At 35.5% G+C, this 20,111-nt stretch carries 19 protein-coding genes and 1 tRNA gene; 17 read left to right on the plus strand and 3 right to left on the minus strand.

Going from position 1 to position 20,111, the window contains the following annotated elements; genetic code table 11:
- The first annotated feature begins 53 nt into the window (after window positions 1-53).
- The 4 genes from AB1278_RS20040 to AB1278_RS20055 all read left to right on the plus strand — a co-directional run bounded on the left by AB1278_RS20040 (window position 54) and on the right by AB1278_RS20055 (window position 6,227).
- Entirely contained in the window at window positions 54-2,279 is a 2,226-nt protein-coding gene (locus AB1278_RS20040; RefSeq protein ID WP_429816605.1) for a CocE/NonD family hydrolase, read from the plus strand.
- Window positions 2,279-4,474: a lantibiotic dehydratase family protein gene (locus tag AB1278_RS20045; protein WP_429816608.1), complete on the plus strand. Its 2,196-nt coding sequence runs from the start codon at window positions 2,279-2,281 to the stop codon at window positions 4,472-4,474. Before AB1278_RS20040 ends, AB1278_RS20045 begins: the two co-directional genes overlap by 1 nt.
- Before the next feature lie 5 nt (window positions 4,475-4,479).
- The gene (locus tag AB1278_RS20050; RefSeq protein ID WP_429816611.1) at window positions 4,480-5,331 is read left to right on the plus strand and encodes a thiopeptide-type bacteriocin biosynthesis protein; all 852 of its coding nucleotides are present in this window, start codon (window positions 4,480-4,482) and stop codon (window positions 5,329-5,331) included.
- Window positions 5,332-5,720: 389 nt separating this feature from the next.
- Entirely contained in the window at window positions 5,721-6,227 is a 507-nt protein-coding gene (locus AB1278_RS20055; protein ID WP_343643257.1) for a hypothetical protein, read from the plus strand.
- Window positions 6,228-6,275: 48 nt separating this feature from the next.
- On the opposite strand, the gene AB1278_RS20060 is transcribed toward AB1278_RS20055, so the two are convergent.
- Window positions 6,276-6,349 (minus strand) — tRNA-Ile (locus AB1278_RS20060).
- Between the two features lie 62 nt (window positions 6,350-6,411).
- Window positions 6,412-6,810 (minus strand): methylmalonyl-CoA epimerase, encoded by a 399-nt coding sequence (gene mce / locus AB1278_RS20065; protein ID WP_110009625.1) that lies wholly within the window; start codon window positions 6,808-6,810, stop codon window positions 6,412-6,414.
- 93 nt (window positions 6,811-6,903) lie between these two features.
- On the opposite strand from mce, the gene rbfA reads away from it, so the two are divergent.
- The 7 genes from rbfA to AB1278_RS20100 all read left to right on the plus strand — a co-directional run bounded on the left by rbfA (window position 6,904) and on the right by AB1278_RS20100 (window position 14,811).
- Complete coding sequence (rbfA, locus tag AB1278_RS20070) at window positions 6,904-7,263, plus strand: 30S ribosome-binding factor RbfA (protein WP_002983518.1); 360 nt, start codon at window positions 6,904-6,906, stop codon at window positions 7,261-7,263.
- A gap of 3 nt (window positions 7,264-7,266) precedes the next feature.
- Window positions 7,267-8,472, plus strand: coding sequence for an ABC transporter permease (locus tag AB1278_RS20075; protein ID WP_202843668.1), 1,206 nt, complete (start codon window positions 7,267-7,269; stop codon window positions 8,470-8,472).
- A gap of 79 nt (window positions 8,473-8,551) precedes the next feature.
- Window positions 8,552-10,345, plus strand: coding sequence for an endonuclease (locus AB1278_RS20080; RefSeq protein WP_429816617.1), 1,794 nt, complete (start codon window positions 8,552-8,554; stop codon window positions 10,343-10,345).
- A 63-nt stretch (window positions 10,346-10,408) separates the two neighbouring features.
- Window positions 10,409-11,146: a shikimate dehydrogenase family protein gene (locus AB1278_RS20085; protein WP_202843673.1), complete on the plus strand. Its 738-nt coding sequence runs from the start codon at window positions 10,409-10,411 to the stop codon at window positions 11,144-11,146.
- Between the two features lie 74 nt (window positions 11,147-11,220).
- A complete protein-coding gene (locus AB1278_RS20090) occupies window positions 11,221-13,020 on the plus strand; it encodes a DUF349 domain-containing protein (protein WP_330745274.1) in 1,800 nt (599 codons plus the stop codon).
- Between the two features lie 64 nt (window positions 13,021-13,084).
- Window positions 13,085-14,110 carry a bifunctional diaminohydroxyphosphoribosylaminopyrimidine deaminase/5-amino-6-(5-phosphoribosylamino)uracil reductase RibD gene (ribD, locus tag AB1278_RS20095; RefSeq protein ID WP_429816622.1) on the plus strand — a complete coding sequence of 342 codons (1,026 nt, stop codon included), beginning with the start codon at window positions 13,085-13,087 and terminating at the stop codon, window positions 14,108-14,110.
- 95 nt (window positions 14,111-14,205) lie between these two features.
- Complete coding sequence (locus tag AB1278_RS20100) at window positions 14,206-14,811, plus strand: IMPACT family protein (protein WP_227942420.1); 606 nt, start codon at window positions 14,206-14,208, stop codon at window positions 14,809-14,811.
- On the opposite strand, the gene AB1278_RS20105 is transcribed toward AB1278_RS20100, so the two are convergent.
- Window positions 14,808-15,518 carry a zinc metallopeptidase gene (locus AB1278_RS20105; protein ID WP_171006330.1) on the minus strand — a complete coding sequence of 237 codons (711 nt, stop codon included), beginning with the start codon at window positions 15,516-15,518 and terminating at the stop codon, window positions 14,808-14,810. The genes AB1278_RS20100 and AB1278_RS20105 overlap by 4 nt on opposite strands.
- Window positions 15,519-15,622: 104 nt before the next feature.
- Here AB1278_RS20105 and AB1278_RS20110 point away from each other — a divergent pair, with 104 nt between their 5' ends.
- The 6 genes from AB1278_RS20110 (at window position 15,623) to nuoD (ending at window position 20,078) form a co-directional block, all read left to right on the plus strand.
- Window positions 15,623-16,750 (plus strand): GNAT family N-acetyltransferase, encoded by a 1,128-nt coding sequence (locus AB1278_RS20110; protein WP_429816625.1) that lies wholly within the window; start codon window positions 15,623-15,625, stop codon window positions 16,748-16,750.
- 51 nt (window positions 16,751-16,801) lie between these two features.
- A complete protein-coding gene (locus AB1278_RS20115) occupies window positions 16,802-16,978 on the plus strand; it encodes a hypothetical protein (protein ID WP_167348785.1) in 177 nt (58 codons plus the stop codon).
- 273 nt (window positions 16,979-17,251) lie between these two features.
- Complete coding sequence (locus AB1278_RS20120; RefSeq protein WP_034693436.1) at window positions 17,252-17,623, plus strand: NADH-quinone oxidoreductase subunit A; 372 nt, start codon at window positions 17,252-17,254, stop codon at window positions 17,621-17,623.
- A 94-nt stretch (window positions 17,624-17,717) separates the two neighbouring features.
- Window positions 17,718-18,278 carry an NADH-quinone oxidoreductase subunit B gene (locus AB1278_RS20125; RefSeq protein WP_002983540.1) on the plus strand — a complete coding sequence of 187 codons (561 nt, stop codon included), beginning with the start codon at window positions 17,718-17,720 and terminating at the stop codon, window positions 18,276-18,278.
- A gap of 6 nt (window positions 18,279-18,284) precedes the next feature.
- Window positions 18,285-18,779, plus strand: a complete 495-nt coding sequence (locus tag AB1278_RS20130; protein WP_062675584.1) for an NADH-quinone oxidoreductase subunit C — start codon at window positions 18,285-18,287, stop codon at window positions 18,777-18,779.
- Window positions 18,780-18,854: 75 nt separating this feature from the next.
- Window positions 18,855-20,078 (plus strand): NADH dehydrogenase (quinone) subunit D, encoded by a 1,224-nt coding sequence (gene nuoD / locus AB1278_RS20135; RefSeq protein ID WP_002983543.1) that lies wholly within the window; start codon window positions 18,855-18,857, stop codon window positions 20,076-20,078.
- Window positions 20,079-20,111 lie beyond the last annotated feature (33 nt).

Below are 20,111 nucleotides of genomic sequence, written 5' to 3' on the forward strand. Positions count from 1 at the left end.
AATTTTAACATTTTATCAGTAATTTTGAGAAAAATTACTGATTTTTTATTTTTATGAAGTACCTGTTAGCCCTATCTTTTTTCATTACATTCAATATTTCTTTTTCTCAGAAAATAAGTATTAAACATTTTAATGAATACAATATTGAAAAACTGCAGCCTTTAATTTCTTATTTAAATTCTGAAATACAAAAGAATTATAAAGAAAAAGACAAGGCGGTAAAGTATGATAATCTTTTCAGAGTAAGTATGGCAGCACAAAACTATGATACTGCTTTAAGTCAGCTAGATTCAGTACGCAGTGTTTACAGAAAAAGTAATCCCATTATTTCTTACGCCATGGGAACACAGTATGAAATTTACATAAATGCTCAAAAAAATAAAAATTCGCACAAAAATTTTCAGGAAAAATATAAAGAAGAATTTCTCAAAAAATATGAAAGTCTGCCTATAAAAACACAGATCATACTTCCCCGCTATTTCAATGGTGATACCGAGAAAACAAAAAAGGAAATTCTGGCTACTCTTAAAAATGATTTTGAGAACAAAGACAGCGTAGATCTGAAAAAAGCTTTACAACTATGCAGAAGTTATAACTCATATATAACAGGACCTACATTTGATATTGCTAAAAATTATTTAAAAGAACTCGACTCCAGGAACTTTGAGGTAAAAGACAGTTTATTAATCAATAATGAAATTAGTATAAGGGTTGTTTTAAATAAAAAAATAGCTAGTCCGGAATCTACCATCCTGGTCAATTCCATCTATCCTGATGCAGAAGATGCGAATGATCAAAAAGTACAGGCAAGCTATGGTTATCATTCTGTTTACATATATCCCAGAGGAAAATATACGAGTAACGCTGCCATAGAACCTTTTGAGCATGAGCAGGAAGATATTAATAAGGTCATTGACTGGATTACAAAACAGCCCTGGAGCAATGGCAAAGTAGGAATGATCGGAGGCAGTTATCTGGGATTCAGCCAATGGGCAGCAGCTAAAAATGTTCATCCGGCTCTAAAAACTATTATTCCACAGGCCTCTGTAGGAATTGGCGTAGTAGATTTCCCCATGAATAATAACATCTTTGCCTCCTATTCTCTTCGTTGGATTAACTATGTTACCAATAATAAAATGCTTGATGCGGGATTCAAAGATGAGGATCATTGGAATTCTGTTTTTAAAAAATGGTATGAAGGTGGTGAGGCATTTAAAAAGTTAGATTCTATTGCCGGTAAAAAAAATATCATATTTCAGCGCTGGTTAAAGCATCCGTCATTCGACAGCTATTGGCAGAAAATGATTCCTTACAAAAAGGAATATTCTAATATCAACATCCCGGTTTTAACCATTACGGGATATTATGATTCTGATCAGCTGGGAGCGTTATACTATTTCAGAAATCACTATAAATACAACAAAAACGCTAATCATTATTTGATTATCGGGCCCTATGATCATTCGGGAGCTCAGGGTTATATCAAAAATAAACTAAAAGGATATACTATTGATTCTGAAGCCAATATGGATATCGCAAATATAACAATGGAATGGTTTGATTATATTCTGAAGGGTAAATTAAAACCAGCTTTCTTAAAAGATAAAATTAATTATCAGGTAATGGGAACCAATGAATGGAGAAGTACCTCAAGCATTGATAATTTTGATAAAAATAAATTAAAATTCTATATCACAAGCCAACATCAGCTTTCTTCAGCAAAAGATAGAGATAAAGACTTCACACCGCTTACGGTAGATTTAAAAGATCGTACCAATGCAGATGAGCTTTTTAAGCAAAAAGATAACGTGCTGGATAGTAAAATTTACAGTCCAGACGCCGTTGTATTTTCATCAGAGCCATTTGAAAAACCGGTGGAATTTACAGGAAATTTTGTGGGTAATCTGAAATTATCTGTTAATAAAAAGGATGTTGATGTATATATGAAACTTTATGAAAAGACCAAAGAAGGTAAATATTTTCTGTTATCCACCTATTATGGAAGAGCAAGCTATGCTAAAAGCTCAGAGAAAAGAAAATTGCTGCGTGAGAACAAAGAAACAAGTATAACTGTTACCAACAATGAATTTGTAAGTAAAAAAATGGAAAAAGGAAGTAAACTGGTTTTAGTATTAGGAGCTATAAAAAATCCACTTATGCAGATAAATTATGGAACAGGAAAAGATGTAAGCGAAGAAACCATCAAGGATGCTGCAGTTCCTATGGAAATAAAATTTTACAATAACAGCTTTATAGAAATCCCTATTTCACTTAATTAATGCCACGTTTTCCATTTCAGTTTTTTGATACATTTGTTGTCAGATCACCTATTTTTTCATACAAAGAATTTCAGGATAATTTCTCTGGTGAAAACTTCGCCAAGGGATCTTTAGAAAAATATTGCAACCATACAATTTTTAGAGAAGCTATTTATTTAGCTTCTCTTTCCTTATATGATGAGATAGAGAAATTGATGGATCGTGAACATACAACGTCTAATTTGCCAAATGAAAAAACAAAGATTTCATTATTAAAATATTATAACCGCTCAAGTACCCGCTGTACCCCATTTGGTTTATTTTCAGGAGTTAGTATAGGAAAATTTGAAAAAGAGACTCTATTTCCGATATTCTCAGAGCCTACAAAAGTAAGAGATACAAAGCTGGATATGCATTTTTTAGTAGCGCTATCAGAGCAGCTTCTTTTAATTCCGTCCATTAAAAATAGTATCTCTTTTTTTCCTAACAACAGTATTCACAAGGTTGGAAATAAAATTCGCTTTGTAGAATATGAAAATACAGGAGGAAAAAGAGATTACATCATTTCTTCCGCTCCCATTTCCAAAGAGTTAGAACTTATACTACAGTTTTCAGAAACGGGTAAAACAATTGACCAGCTTGCCACCTCTCTTGTTCATGAAGATATATCCTTTGAAGAAGCCCGGGAATTTATTGATGAGCTTATCGGAAATCAGGTTTTAATAAGTGAAATTAATCCAACAGTTTCGGGAGGAGATTTTCTGGAACGATTAATTTATATGCTAAACAAAATTGGCAGGCATCAGGAAAAAGATATTTTGGTGGCTATTAAAAACAAGATCAGTGAACTTGATTTACATTTTGGAAATACGGCAGAAGCATATTCTGAAATTGAGGAACTCATCAAAAAGCTGAATGTACAATATGAAAAGAAATATCTTTTTCAGACAGATCTTTATTTTGAAGATGAAACAAATTTATCCTATCAATGGAAAAAAGAACTGAAGAAAGGAATCTCTTTTCTGAATAAAATTGCTATTCCTTACAAAGAATCTACTTTAGAAAAATTCAAAAAAGCCTTTTATGAAAGATTTGATAATGAAGAAGTTCCATTATCTTATGCTTTAGATCCGGAAATAGGAATTGGCTATTTACAAGATATTCCGGCCAAAGGAGTTCATCCTTATATTGAAGATTTAATCCTGCCCTATTCTAATCAGAAAAAAGAAATTCAGGTAAATCTTAATCCAGTACAAATTATTCTCAATCGTAAATTACAAAAAGCTTATTGGAATAAAGATCATGTAATACATTTAACTGATGAAGATTTTAATGGTTTTGAGGAACAGTGGAATCAACTACCAGATACACTGTCCGTTATGACCGAAATCATTTCAGAAAATCAGCAGGAAAAATTATTTTTAAAATCTGCCGGTGGAAATGCCGGAAAATTATTGGGCAGATTCTGTTCAGAAAAATCATCTATAAAAGATTTGGTGAAAGCCATTGCTGAAAAAGAACAGGAACTTAATCCGGACAAAATTTTAGCAGAAATTGTACACTTACCCGAATCCAGAATTGGAAATGTGATCAGAAGACCTTCTATAAGAGAATATGAAATTCCTTATCTGGCGGGCTCTGCATTAGAAAGAGACAATCAAATTTTTGTGGAAGACTTATACCTGTCCATAAAGAATAACCAGTTATTCCTAAGGTCAAAGAAGCACAATAAAGAAATTATTCCTCATCTTACGAATGCCCATAATTATTTAAAGAACTCTTTACCTGTCTACCATTTTTTATGCGATTATAATAATCAGAATGTAAAACCTTACTTATCATTTAACTGGGGGGGATTATCCCAAATTTATGACTTCCTTCCAAGAGTTGAATATCAAAATATAATTCTGTCTAAAGCACAGTGGAAAATTGATCCTGAACAAATTCATTATTTTGATTCTATTCTTCAATCTGGTAAAAGAGATCTTCTGTTTCAAAATATTGAAGAGTGGAGAAAATTAAAACAAATTCCACAATGGATACAGTGGGTAAAAGGAGATAATACACTGACGGTCAATCTGAAAAATTACGATTTAATTCAAATGTTTTTATTATCCGTAAAAAATGAGAAACTAATTTTTATTGAGGAGTTCCTGTATAATGATCAGTCAGATTATATTCATCAATTCGTTTTCTCTCTTTATAAAGATCTATAAATAAGATGATAACCAGAAAATTTCATCCGGGAAGTGAATGGCTTTATTTCAAAGTTTACACCGGGATCAAAACTTCAGATACTATTTTACAGGAAGTTATAGAACCATTAGTTGAGCAATTACAAATTCAAAACCTTATTGATCAGTGGTTTTTTATACGATATAACGATCCTAAACCCCACCTGAGAATAAGATTAAACCTTAAAAATATAACTGCCTATAGTATTATCCTGGGCATGATCAATTCCTTATTTAAGGACTATCTGGAATCGGGAGAAGTCGCTTCTATCATTATGGATACCTACTCAAGAGAACTTGAACGTTACGGTGAAAACACGATAGAATACGCGGAAGACTTCTTTTTTAAAAGCAGTCAATTGATTTTAAACTTTCTGGAATACAGTGATGAAGAAAAGATCATTACTTCTTTATTTTATATAGATCAAATTTTATCAGCATTCAACCTACCTCCTGAAAAGAAAATAGAGTTTGCGAAGCGTTCTGAAAATGCTTTCAAATCAGAATTCAATGCAGATAAGAACTTAAATAATCAGTTAAAGAAAAAGTATAATGAGTTTTATCCTCATTACTTTGAATTTATTACCTCTGAGGAATATGAAGAAATCAGAAATTTAATAAAAAGTAATATCACTGAAATTGCATTAAAGCCTGAAGAACTTTCAAAATTAGAAAATGACAATGTATTAAAAATAAAACCAAAAGATTTCTTCAAAAGTATTTTTCATATGCATATTAACCGATTGTTTATTTCCCATCAAAGATTATTTGAGATGGTGGTTTATGATCACTTATTCCGTCTTTATAAAACAAACAGAACCCATTCTCTGAAAAAATAAATTTGAATTTATGAAAAATAAAAAACCGCTTACATGATGTAAGCGGTTGATTTTCTGTGGTCCCACCTGGGCTCGAACCAGATTATTGATATGTAATATCTTACATATTTTTCTTAATAAGGGTATGCCGAAAAGTATACCTTTCACTCTATAAGTATACTCAAATATGAAAATGTATTAGAGAAGTAAATCAGCCTAATTTCTCTACTAGCAGGAAAATAGATGTTCTGCTAAATTACCTTTCTACTAGTAAACTTGTTCTCGGATCTATTTTCTCAGCTGCCTGTTTTTATTGTATAAATATAGTTTACGCAATCCTCTTCAATAACTAAGAAAAAATATTCTGTTTTTTTATTATATTCACAAGACTGGTAATTATGGTAAACTACATGACTAAAAAAATTATTCTTTCGCTATTACTTTTAATTCTGGGATACTTTATTTATACCCCACTAATACTATCACCGGCAACTATAGAAGATCCTAAACCCATTAACTTTAAACCTGATCAAATATTTAAATTAAAAGATATTCCGGAACTAAAGAGTTCTCAAAATATGGTTGTATATATTACTTTGACTCCGGAAGACCGAAAAAATTTAAGTCCAACAATCCCCAAATGGAAAGTTTTAAAGTCTGACAATACAGCTCTGATACATGATCTTCTTAATTGTGACTTCAGATATAACAATTCAGATGTTTCAACAATACAGAGTATGATGTATATATATTCAAACAATACATTAGTTTTTGAAAGCGAAATTTCCTTAGATAAAAATAGTTTGGGACTTCAAAACAGATTAACAAGCTGGGCAACCCCGTTAGATAATAATCGTTTACTTACTATTATAAGCCAGTTTGACAGGTATAAACTACCAGTTTTGATTCTTAAATGAATATTTAATAAAAAACCGCTCACGGTAACGTAAGCGGTTGTTTTTCTGTGGTCCCACCTGGGCTCGAACCAGGGACCACCTGATTATGAGTCAGGTGCTCTAACCAACTGAGCTATAGGACCTCAAAACTTGGTTAAATTTTGTGTTTGCAAAAATAGTAAAATTTCTTTCACTACAAAATTTTTTATTGCTTTTCTTGGCAAAGTTCTACCAGCACGCCGTTGGTAGACTTCGGATGAAGGAATACAACTAATTTGTTATCAGCACCTTCTTTCGGTTCTTCGGAGATAAACTGAAATCCTTCTTTTTTTAACCTTTTTACTTCCTCAAGAATATTTTCAACCCCAAATGCGAGATGATGGATGCCTTCTCCCTTTTTATCAATAAATTTAGAGATCGGACTTTCAGGATTACTGGCTTCCAGAAGTTCAATTTTACTTTCTCCTGTTTCGTAAAAAGAAGTCACCACACCTTCTCTTTCCACCGTTTCTTTTTTATAGGATTCTTTTCCTAATAGTTTTGCAAAAAGTTCATCAGAAACGCCTAAAGATTTTACGGCAATACCAATATGTTCTAGCTTCATAAATAGTAATCAATATAATTAAATCGTAAATTTGATACTACAGTTGAATTTCAAAGTATCAATTCAAACAAAAGTACTAAATTTGCAGAAATTATGGAAAGTAACAGACAAAGAAAAGTAGCACAGATCATTCAGGAAGACTTCGCGGAGCTTTTCCGCAAACAGGCTGCAGAAAGCAAACAGAGCATATTGGTATCTGTTTCAGATGTAAAAGTAACTGCCGACTTAGGAATTGCCAAAATTTATTTAAGCATTTTTCCACAGGAATTCCGTACCGCTGTGATGAAGGAAATTGAAGAAAACAAACCTCAATACAGAAATTTCATTGGCCAGAAAATGGCAAAGCAGGTGCGTATTATTCCACAACTTAACTTTTACCTGGATACCGCTCTTGATGATGTTGAAAGACTGGAAAGAGAATTAAGAGGCGAAGGCGACAATCCTGTTTTATAGATCTTGAAGAATATTGCATTTTACATAGCATCCAGATACCTTTTGGCTAAAAAAGGAAGTACTGCCGTTACGTTCATTACGTGGCTGGCCGTAGGTGCCATGACGGTTGCTGTGGCTGCAATGTTCGTCATTATTTCGGTATTTTCAGGACTTGAAGACCTGAATAAAGACCTCATTTCCAATCTTCATGCTGATCTTACTTTAAAAAGCACTTCCGGAAAAACAATTAAAAATCTGGATAATGTCACAAAAACTCTCATCAGCAACAAAGAAATCAGCAGTTTCTCCCGTGTTATTGAAGAAAAAGTTTACATCAGCTTCAATGGAAAGGGTGACATTGCCTATTTAAGGGGTGTAGATTCTGCCTATGTAAAGGTAAATCCTATCAATAAAGAGGTATTCTACGGAACCTATCCAAGTTTCAGATACTCCAATGAGGTATTGATGGAGAACAGTCTGGATAACAGACTTTCAATTCCTGTAGATTCTTCCAATCATTATGCAACAGTCTTCATGCCCAAACCGGGAACAGGGATTATTACCAAAGAAGAAGACATCTATAATAAAAGAGATATTCTGGTAACGGGTGTTTTCCCCGGAAAAGATCAGCTGGACAATTATATCGTTTCTCCAATTGAGCTTACGGAAGAATTACTTAGTCTTCCTAAAAATTCGGCTTACCAGATTGTTATTAAATTGAAAAATCCGGAAAATGCAGATGCAGTAAAACAAAGTCTGCTTTCTTCACTGGGAAAAAATATTGAGATCAAAACCAAGGAAGAAGAGAATGCTGCTTTCTGGAAAATGATCAACACTGAAAAGCTTTTTATTTACCTGATCTTTGCGTTGGTTATCTTTATTACCACCTTTAATCTTGCCGGAGCCATTATCATCCTTCAGCTTGATAAAAAAGAGCAGGCAAAATCATTGATATCACTCGGCTTTCCTTTAAGCCATTTAAGAATGACCTATTTCTACACCGGACTCCTGATTGTTATTTCCGGAGTAATTACCGGATTAATTTTTGGAACAGCACTTTGCTATTTCCAGCTTTACACAGAATTCTTCAGAGCCAATGAGGTTCTGCCATTCCCGGTAAAAATTGTAGGAAAGAACTATCTTATTGTAGCCCTTACGGCTTCCTTATTTGGAATCACTATTTCTTGGTTCTTTTCAAAAATCAGCAAAGAATATATTACTAAAAACTAATATTTTAAGTTTATATATTACACACAATTAATATACTTGGGTTTCATTTTTTCGTACCTTTACGCCCCAATTTTAAAAAATGAAACAAATTTTATCTTTTTTTCTTTTAAGCGTTGCATTTATGAGCGCTTTGGCACAGGCTCCGGCTGGATATTATAACCAATCGCCAACCTTAACAGGTGCAGCTCTGAAAACAGCTCTGAAAACTATTATCAGCAACGGACATATAGACAATGGCTATGGAGGTTTATGGACTGGCTATGCTACTACTGACCGTGATTATTTTTATGAAAATGACGGAACAATTCTGGATATTTATTCTGAAAACCCCAATGGACCGGATCAGTATAATTTCACCCTGGGAACCAGTCAGTGCGGATCTGCCGGATATTCTAATGAAGGTGACTGCTACAACAGAGAGCACGTTGTTCCTCAAAGTTTGTTCAACAATGCTTCCCCAATGGTCGCTGACATTCATTTTATTCGTGCTACAGACGGAAAAGTAAACGGAATGAGATCCAACTATCCTTTCGGAATTGTAGGAACCCCTTCTTTTACTTCGAAAAACGGATCAAAATTAGGAAATTCTGTATCAGCAGGATATGCAGGTACCGTATTTGAACCCATTGATGCTTTCAAAGGAGACATCGCAAGAATGATTCTTTATTTTGTAACAAGATATGAGGATAAACTTCCTAACTTCACTTCCGGTGATATGCTTGGCAACACAGCATTTCCGGGATTACAGCCCTGGGCACTTAATCAGTATTTAGCGTGGAATGCAATGGATCCGGTATCGCCGGAAGAAATTGCCAGAAACAATGCTTCTTATACTTACCAGGGAAACAGAAACCCTTTCATTGATCACCCTGAATATGTTACCCAGATCTGGGGAGCTCCGGTTATTGACAGCCAGGCTCCTACAGCAGCAACCAACCTTGTTGCCAGCAATCCAACTTCAAACTCTATTGCTTTAAGCTGGACAGCTGCAACAGATAACGTGGGAGTAACTTCTTACCAGATTTACGCCAACGGAACATTAAAAGCTACTGTTTCAGGGACAACTACATCTACTATTGTTTCAGGATTATCTCCGCTTACTCAATATACATTCTATATCATTGCTAAAGATGCTTTCTCAAACTCTTCTCCACAAAGCACAACCGCTACAGAAACTACTCTTGATACACCTGCCGGAGGAGGAAGCTGCGGAACTGAAAATTTTGAAATGATCACCGGCCCTGTAAATACATACATGACAGTAAACTGGACCAACAATGGAATTTCATGGACTGCTACAGACGCAAGAGTTGACCAGACCATCAATAATAAAGCTATTACCATAAAAAATGGAACTTTAACAAGTTCAACTTTCTCAGGTGGAGTTCAGAGTTTAACATTAACAACTCAATTGAAATTCTCCGGAAGCGCAGGATACTTCAATGTTCTTGTAAACGACGTCAATGTAGGAACTATTCCTTACAGTAATGTTGTTACTACAACTACCATTAATAATATAAATGTAAGCGGAAATGCTGTCATTAAACTGACAAATTCTTCTCTTACCAACAGAGTGGCTCTGGATGACCTAAGCTGGACATGTTTCGGAACTACTTTGGCTACTGCTGAAAACCAAAAGGACAAATCAGACTTCACTATCTACCCTAACCCGGTAAGAAATAATGAATTATTTGTAAAAGGAGAAAACCTTAGCAAAATTTCAAAAGCTGATATCTATGATCTTTCCGGAAAATTAATTGAAACGATCGCCAACCCTTTCAGACATTCAAATAGGATCAGCCTTAAAGGTTTGCTTAAAGGAACTTACATTCTGAAAACAGATAATTTCTCTACTAAATTTATCGTAGATTAATTATTAAAAAATATTTCAAATTAAAAGACTGGATTTATCCGGTCTTTTTTTTACTTTTGATAGATGGATTCCAATAAAAAATTAGGATTGATAGGACGAAACATTTCCTATTCTTTTTCTAAAAAATTCTTCGAAAACAAGTTCCAAAAGCTCATGCTGAAGAACTTCTCCTACGATATTTTTGATCTGAACGAAATTAATGAAGTAGAAAACCTTTTTGCTTCTCCGGACCTTTTAGGTTTCAATGTAACGATTCCTTACAAAGAAAAAATAATAGATTATCTGGATGAATTAAGTGATGAAGCGGAGAAAATAGGTGCCGTAAACTGCGTTCTTATTCAGGATGGTAAGAAAACCGGCTATAATACAGATGCATTCGGTTTTGAAAAGACGCTTCTTTTGCACAGAAAACCTTCACAGGATAAAGCTTTGATTTTAGGAAACGGAGGAGCTGCAAAAGCTGTAAAATATGCATTGGACAAACACAGTATTCCTTCAGTCACCATTTCCAGAAGTACGGAAATCAATTTTGAAAATCTTGATCAGGAAACTGTTGCTGAACATAAAATTATCATTCAGTGTACGCCGGTAGGTACTTTTCCCAATGTGAAAGACTGTCTTAATTTTCCTTTTGACGGGCTTTCTTCAGATCATCTGGTTATCGACCTGATTTACAATCCCAATTACACCCAATTCATTATCAATGCCTCTGAAAAAGGAGCAAAAACTGTGAATGGCTATTATATGCTTGAACAGCAAGCAGAAAAAGCCTGGGAAATTTGGAATTTTCAAAAAAAATAACATAAATTAGTACTTTAATTGGCCTTACAGCTATATTTAAAGGATATTAATGCCACTCACATAAAAGATTTGCTATGACTACAGAAAACAATCTTTCTGAAAACGAAGAAAAGAAAAATCCTAACGAAGTATCTCAGGACACATCAGAAAACACGGTTTCTCATGATGCAAACCACCATGACGATGATACAGAACATCTGGATGAACATGAAGAAGAAATTTCCCTTGCCGATGCTTTAAAGGAAATGGAAAAAATCATCAACACTCCCAACGCCGGTGAGAATTTCAAAAGATTCAATCAGCTGAAGGAAAAAGCAAGTCATTATATCCATGATGAAGTGGAAGATAAAAAGCATGAATATGTAGAAGCCGGAAATCCTGCTGAAAATTTCAGCTATGAACATCCATCTCAGGCAAAATATTCTGCATTGGTTAATATCTTCAAGGAAAAACATGATGACTTCCAGAAAGGACAGGAAGAAGAACAAAAGAAGAATCTGGACCACCGCCAAAGTATTATCGAACGACTTAAAAATCTATACACAAGTTCTGAACCGGGAATCAATCTTTTCAAATCTATTCGCGAGATTAAAGAAGACTGGTCAAAAGCCGGACAGGTTGCCAAGTCTGAATTCAAAATTCTTAATAATAATTATTTCCACCATCTGAATCAGTTTTATCAGATGCTGGATCTGAATAAAGAATTTCTGGAACAGGAATACAGCCACAACCTGGAAAAGAGAGAACATATCATTGCCCGTGCCAAAGAGCTTGAAAATGAGCCTGTAATTCAGAAAGCGTTAAACGAGCTTCAATATCTTCATAAACTCTGGAAAGAAGAAGCAGAGCCTGTTGCTGAAGAGTTCCGTGAAAAAACATGGGAGGAATTCAAAGAAATTTCCAACAAAATTCACGAAAGGAAGTCTGAACTTTCCGCATCTATTGAAAAAGAACAGGCTGTAAACCTTGAAAAGAAGAATGAGATCATCGCTGAGATCAAGAAACTGTCTGAACCTTCGGAAACGCCAAACCACAACTACTGGCAGAATGCCATCAAAAGAGTGGAAGATCTGCGTTCTGAATTCTTAAAAACAGGAAGTGTTCCAAGAAAACTTTCCAACCAAAACTGGAATGATTTCAAAACGACACTAAGAGGCTTTAATACAACGAAAAATAATTACTACAAATCGTTGAAAGGTTCTCAACAGGCGAATCTTGAAGAAAAATTAAAACTGATCCAGACCGCACAGGACAATATGAATAATGAGGAATGGGATATTGCTGTTCCGTTATTCAAAAAACTTCAGGAAGACTGGAAAAAAATCGGCCACGTTCCAAAGAGCATGACCAATAAGATATGGGATGAATTCCGTGACGCCTGTAATGCATTCTTCAACAATTACAGAGAGAAGAGCAATACTTCTACCGACAACTGGAAGGAAAACTATAAAAACAAAAAAGCCCTTCTTGATGAACTGAAAGAAGTTTCCAATGAAGAAGGAAGCATCGAAAGAATTGAGCAGATCAAAACTTCATGGAATAACATCGGAAAAGTTCCGAGAGACAAAATTTCAATCAACTCTGAATTCAACAAAACATTAAGAGAGAAACTGAAAATAAATAAAATCAACGAGCTTGAGCTGAAAGAAGAAGGTTTATCGGAAAATCAGCTTACCGACAAAGCAAGAAAGATCAAAAATCAAATCTCTGACCTTGAGGCAGAAATCGTTAAACTGGAAAACAACCTTTCTTTCTTCAACAAACCTTCGAGAGAAAACCCTCTGTTAAAAGATACTTACAATACGATTGATGAGAAAAAAGCTCATCTTGAAACATTAAAACAAAATCTCCACAGCATTATCAGTGGAGAATAAAACATAACAAAATGAATAAAGGCGGAGCAAAGCAATTTGTCTTCGCTTTTTCTTTTTATAAAACATGAACAACGACGAACTTTATATTAAAAGATGTATCGAGCTGGCTCAAAAAGCTCTTGGCAACACTTACCCCAACCCTCTTGTGGGCAGTGTCATAGTACACAATGGAGAGATCATTGGCGAAGGATACCATCACAAAGCAGGAGAAAACCACGCAGAAATCAATGCCATCAATTCCGTTAAAAATAAAGATCTGATCCCGGAATCTACCATTTATGTATCACTGGAACCCTGCGCACACTATGGCAAAACACCACCTTGTGCTTTAAAGATTAAAGAACTGGGCTTTAAAAAAGTGGTGATTGGTGCTATGGATTCTCATGACAAAGTGAACGGCAAGGGAAAAAAAATCATTCAGGATGCTGGAATTGAAGCCGTATCAGGAATTCTTGAAAAAGAATGCATTGAACTGAACAAAAGATTTTTCACCTACCACGAAAAGAAAAGACCCTATATCATTTTAAAATGGGCTGAATCCGGTGATGGCTTTTTGGATAAGGATTTTACACCGACAGCCGTTTCCAATACATTAGTAAACCAGTTTGTTCATCAGTTAAGAGCAGACGAGCATGCCATTTTAGTAGGAACTCAAACCGCATTAAATGATAATCCTAGTCTTACCGTAAGAAATGCAGAAGGAGTAAACCCTGTCCGGATTTTAATTGATTTTGATCTAAAAGTTCCTGCCAGCTTCAATATTTATAACAATGAAGCAAGAACATTGGTTTTAAATTCTGTGAAAGAAGCTATTGAAGGACATATTCAATTCATTAAAATCAACAAGGCTGATTTTCTGGCTGAACTCACGGAGGTATTGTATAAAGAACAGATACAGTCAGTTATTATCGAGGGCGGCCGTTTTACGCTGCAGGAATTTATTAATGCAGGTCTCTGGGATGAAGCAATAGTGATAAAAAATGAAAATCTTATCCTTGAAAATGGTACAAAAGCCCCTGAATTCAATTATACACCTACTAAAGTTGAAAACTTCAGAGATAATACGATCTCATTTTTCAAACAAAAATAAAAGAAAAGCCGTCTAAACTGACGGCTTAATTTATGATCATGGTGCAGAATCGTAAAGCATTTAATATTTTTGCATCAACAAAGCAGGAACCTCCAATGACGTTTGAATATAAAACCATAGAAAAACCCATAGAAAATACTCTTTTAAAAGAAAAAGGGAGCAAATTCATCGGATTTGCTTTCCCGGTAACCAATGAAAAAGAATTAAAGAGTGCGCTGGAAAAGATCAGAGAAGAACATCCGAAAGCTACTCATCACTGCTATGCCTTCAGAATGGGATTAAATGGTGAAAATTACCGTGCCAATGATGATGGTGAGCCTTCCGGAAGTGCAGGTTTGCCAATTTACAACCAGCTTCTGGCTAATGAAATCACGAATGTGCTTGTCATTGTTGTCCGTTATTACGGGGGAACCAAATTAGGGGTTTCAGGATTGGTAAAAACCTATAAAGAATCGGCAAAGATCACATTGGAAGAAGCCAGCATCATTACCAGAGAACTGGAAACAGAAGTAGAGATCAGGTTCAACTTCAATCAGCAGAATACGATTTTCACCTTGCTTTCAAAATTTGATGCTAAAGTTTTGAACTTCGATGCGAATGAAAACTGTATTCTTACCGCTTCACTGAAACTGGCACAAAAAGAAAGCATCTCAGAAAAGCTTTCCGAGATGCAATATGTTTCATTTGAATTTAATGATTAATCCCTTCTTCCTCCAAGAAGCAAAGATGCCCAGTAAAGAAGCTGTGCCAGAGAGCCTAAGGCTGCCACCACGTAAGTTCTTGCTGCCCATTTCAAACTATCCTGTACTCCAACAAATTCTTCTGCAGTTACAGTTCCCGTGTCTTTAAGCCACTTCATTGCCCTGTTACTCGCATCGTATTCTACAGGAAGCGTTACAAAAGCAAAAAGAGTGGTCATCGCAAACATTGCTACTCCGATGGCAAGAACAGTCGTATTTCCATTTGGGTTTTCAATTGTTCTTGATGCCGCCATTACTGCGATACCCGCAATAAGAACAAACTGCATCAGATTAGAACTAATATTTACAATCGGAACCAGTTTTGAACGTAAATTCAGCATAGAATATCCTACCGCATGCTGCACTGCATGTCCGCACTCGTGAGCTGCTACTGCCGCTGCCGCTGCATTTCTCTGCATATAAACTCCTTCCGAAAGGTTCACTGTTTTATCTGCCGGATTATAGTGGTCCGTCAACTGCCCGGGTACTGATATTACCTGAACATCATTTATCCCGTTATCTCTCAACATCTTTTCCGCTACTTCTTTGCCTGAAAGGCCATTTCGAAGGTGTACATTGGAATAATATTCAAATTTCGATTTCAATCTGGACGAAACCCACCAGCTCACCAACATTGAAATACCAATAATGATATAATAACCCACCATTTTATATAAATTTTGTGTTTAATTTTACCCATAATCATATAAAAACTGTGCCAAAGTATACGATATTATTATTTATATTTGTCCTTTAATTCCTCTCAAAAAACATGTCTACAGTTTCAATTATTGAAGTAAAAACAGCGGGTCAGCTCAAGCAATTCGTAAAGTTTCCGATGGATTTGTATAAAAACAATCCCTACTATGTTCCGTCTTTTATCAATGACGAAATCAACATCTGGAATGCTGATGAAAATCCTGCGCTTCAATATTCTGAGGCAAAACAGTATCTTGCCTATAAGAATGACAGGATTGTAGGAAGAATTGCCGTTCTGATCAATCATAAGGAAGAGAGAGAATTAGGAATTAAAAAAGTTCGTTTCGGATGGATCGATTTTATTGATGATGCTGAAGTTTCAAAGGCATTAATTCAAAAAGCAGTTGATTACGCTAAAGAAAAAAGTATTGACAAAATTGAAGGGCCTATGGGCTTCACCAATCTTGATAAAGCTGGAATGCTGGTAAAAGGTTTCGACCAGCTTGCAACCATGATTGGAATTTACAACCATGCTTATTATCCTCAGCATCTTGAAAACCTGGGGTTAATCAAAGAAAAAGAATGGGTGGAGTTTGAAATCATTTTCCCTGAAACCTTGCCTGAAAAAATCCACAAGTTCAATCAGCTTATTTCTGAAAAGTACAAACTGAGAGTTTTAAAATTCAAAACGAAAGAAGAGATTATTCAGTATGTGGACCCTATGTTTGATCTTTTGGATGAAACTTATAAACACCTTTCCACGTACACCCCTATTTCGGACGAGCAGCGTAAAACCTACAAAGAGAAATATTTCAAACTCATCGATAAAGATTTTATTGTATGTATCGCTGATGAAAACAACAATCTGATCTCATTCGCCATTACAATGCCTTCTTATTCCAAAGCGCTGCAAAAATCCGGAGGAAAACTGCTTCCATTCGGCTGGTGGCATTTCTTACAGGCAGGAAAGAAAAATGACAGAGCGAACTTCTACCTGATCGGAATTCATCCGGATTATCAGAGAAGAGGAGTCACTTCTATTATTTTTAAAGAAATCTGGGATATTTTCAGAAAAAAAGGAGTAAAGTACCTTGAAACTAACCCGGAACTCGAAGAAAACAAAAGTATTCAGCTGTTGTGGCAGGATTACAATCCGGTAAATCATAAAAGAAGAAGAACGTATTCAATGGAAATCAAATAATTGATACCGTATTTTGTACGATGTAAATTTATCACCTAAACTTTGAATTTTATGAAACCACAGCTTATCATATTTGCCATTTTAATTGCCGGATTTATCGGTTATAACATTTTTTTTCAGTCGCCCGATGACAAAACCAATACGGTAATCAATATTCTTTTTGCCAGTATTCTTTTTGGATATATTTCCTTTATGGCCTATACTCTTTTGAAAAAAATGAAAAAATAAGCCATAACCATAGCCCAATAGGTCATTTAATCACTTGTTTTTATTCCTCAATAAATAAATTCAAAATATCCACGATATACATGATGGGATGCAATTTTTCCAGAGTTACTACAAAAAAAGGGGAAAAACACCACAAAAAAATAATCACAAAAAGCTAATTTTTATTGATTCTAAATTACCGGTTTAGCTCATTTTCATCCGACTTTTAAGCTGATAAATTTCATGCTTTCTTGTTTATTCGCTAAATTTGCAAATTGAGATAATAATGCAAAAATGAATTTACCTGAAAGTTATATTCCAATCCTTATCCAGGCTGGTGTAGCAGTAGGATTTGTAGCGGTTTCTTTGCTTGGAGCACATTTCTTAGGTCCACAGCAGAAAAAAGGAAACTCTGTAAAAAACCAAAGCTGGGAATGTGGGGTTCCTGTAGAAGGAAACGCCAGAACACCGTTTTCTATCAAGTACTTCCTGACTGCGGTATTGTTCGTACTATTCGATATTGAAATCGTATTCTTTTATCCTTACGCTGTAAACTTCAGAGAATTCGGTATGGAAGGTTTCCTTGCCGTGCTTACATTCGTTGCGATCTTCTTCGTAGCGTTTTTCTATGTCTGGAAACGAGGCGCACTGGATTGGGATAAATAAATTTTAACATTAAAAGATTGAATAATTTAATCATTTAAAAACAGAGATGATTAAATTTATAAAAGTTTTAATCTTTAAATATCAACAAAAGAAAATGTCAGATAAAAAACCAGTAATAAGAACAGATGCACCTGCTCCCGAAGGCTATGAAGGAGAAGGGTTTTTCGCAACAAAACTGAGCAGTGTAATCGGGATGGCAAGAAAGTTTTCACTTTGGCCGTTACCCTTTGCAACCTCTTGTTGTGGTATCGAGTTTATGGCTACCCTGAACCCGACATATGATGCTTCAAGATTTGGTATGGAAAGAAACTCTTTCTCTCCAAGACAGGCAGATATGCTGATGGTTTGCGGAACTATATCAAAGAAATTAGGACCTGTCCTGAAAGAAGTGTACACTCAGATGGCTGAGCCGAAATGGGTGGTAGCAGTTGGAGCTTGTGCTTCCAGCGGTGGTATTTTTGATACGTATTCTGTACTTCAGGGAATTGACAAGATTATTCCGGTAGACGTTTACGTTCCCGGATGTCCTCCAAGACCTGAACAGATCATTGAAGGTGTAATGCAGGTACAGGCTCTTGCAGAAAGCGAAAGCATCAGAAGAAGAGACATGCCTGAATATCAGAAATTATTAGATTCTTACAACATAAGCAACTAAACGGAAATGACAAACGAATTTGTATTAGAAGCAATCACAAGAGAATTTCCGGAATCTGTCATTTCAAGCTCAGAACCTTATGGAATGTTGACTATTGAAGTGAAGAAAGAAGATATTAAGAAAATCATTCACTATCTGAAAGATTCATCACTGGAATTTAATTTCCTTACGGATATCTGTGGTATTCATTATCCTGAATTCCCTGAAAAGGAAATTGGTGTTGTATACCATTTGCACAATATGATGGCCAATTTCAGATTACGTCTGAAAATCTTTATGTCCAGAGAAAATATTGAAGTAGACTCTCTTGTAGAGCTATTTGCAGGAGCTAACTGGATGGAAAGAGAAACGTATGATTTCTATGGGATTAAATTTAAAGGACACCCGGATCTCAGACCTATTTTAAATATGGAAGATCTTGGATACCACCCAATGTTGAAGGAATATCGCCTTGAAGACGGTACAAGAACCGACAAGAACGATAGCATGTTCGGAAGATAAAAAATAATGCAATAAGCAGTAAGCAGCAAGCAATAAGCTTAAAGCCTAGAGCCTATAGCCTAAAGCATTTAAATTATGAAAGATAACTCATTATCTAATATACTAAACCAGTACGAAAGTAAGGAACAGATTGACGGACAATTATACACCCTGAATCTGGGACCTACCCACCCTGCTACGCACGGGATTTTCCAGAATATCTTAACGATGGACGGAGAAAGAATCCTTCACGCAGAGCAAACCGTAGGATATATCCACAGAGCATTTGAGAAAATTTCTGAAAGAAGAAACTATTCTCAGATCACTACCCTTACGGACCGTATGAATTACTGTTCTGCACCCATCAATAACTTAGGCTGGCACATGACAGTAGAAAAACTGATTGGCGTAGAAGTTCCAAAACGCGTAGACTATATGCGCGTTATCCTGATGGAGCTTGCCAGAATCGGTGACCACCTGATCTGTAACGGGGTAACCGGAATGGACTCAGGAGCTATTACAGGTCTTACTTATATGTTCATCGAAAGAGAACGTATTTATGATATGTATGAGCAAATCTGCGGAGCCAGAATGACAACCAATATGGGAAGAATCGGAGGTTTTGAAAGAGATTTCACTCCTAAATTCCATGAGCTGATCAAGGATTTCTTAAAAACTTTCCCACCAAGATTCAAAGAATTCTGTACTTTATTAGAAAGAAACAGAATTTTCATGGACAGAACCATCGGTACAGGAGCTATTTCTGCCGAAAGAGCTTTAAGCTACGGTTTCACAGGTCCTAACTTACGTGCAGCAGGGGTAGATTACGATGTACGAGTTGCGCAGCCTTATTCTTCATATCAGGATTTCGACTTCATTATTCCGGTAGGAACTTCAGGAGATACTTACGACCGTTTCATGGTTCGTCAACAGGAAGTCTGGGAATCAATCAAAATTATCAAACAAGCATACGAAAATCTTCCGGAGGGGCCATTCCATGCGGATGTCCCTGATTTCTATCTTCCTGAAAAGGCAGATGTATACCAGAAAATGGAAGCATTGATCTACCATTTCAAAATCGTAATGGGAGAAACCGATGTACCGAAAGGAGAAGTTTATCATGCTGTAGAAGGTGGAAACGGAGAATTAGGTTTCTATCTTGTGAGTGACGGAGGAAGAAGTCCTTACAGACTTCACTTCAGAAGACCATGCTTCATCTACTATCAGGCATACCCTGAAATGATTACAGGTTCTGTAATTTCAGATGCCATTGTAACGATGTGTAGTATGAATATTATTGCGGGAGAATTAGACGCATAAAAAGAAGATGTCAGACATCAGATTTCAGATGTT

The organism is Chryseobacterium sp. NRRL B-14798 (assembly GCF_050470705.1).
Classification (GTDB): domain Bacteria; phylum Bacteroidota; class Bacteroidia; order Flavobacteriales; family Weeksellaceae; genus Chryseobacterium; species Chryseobacterium cupriresistens.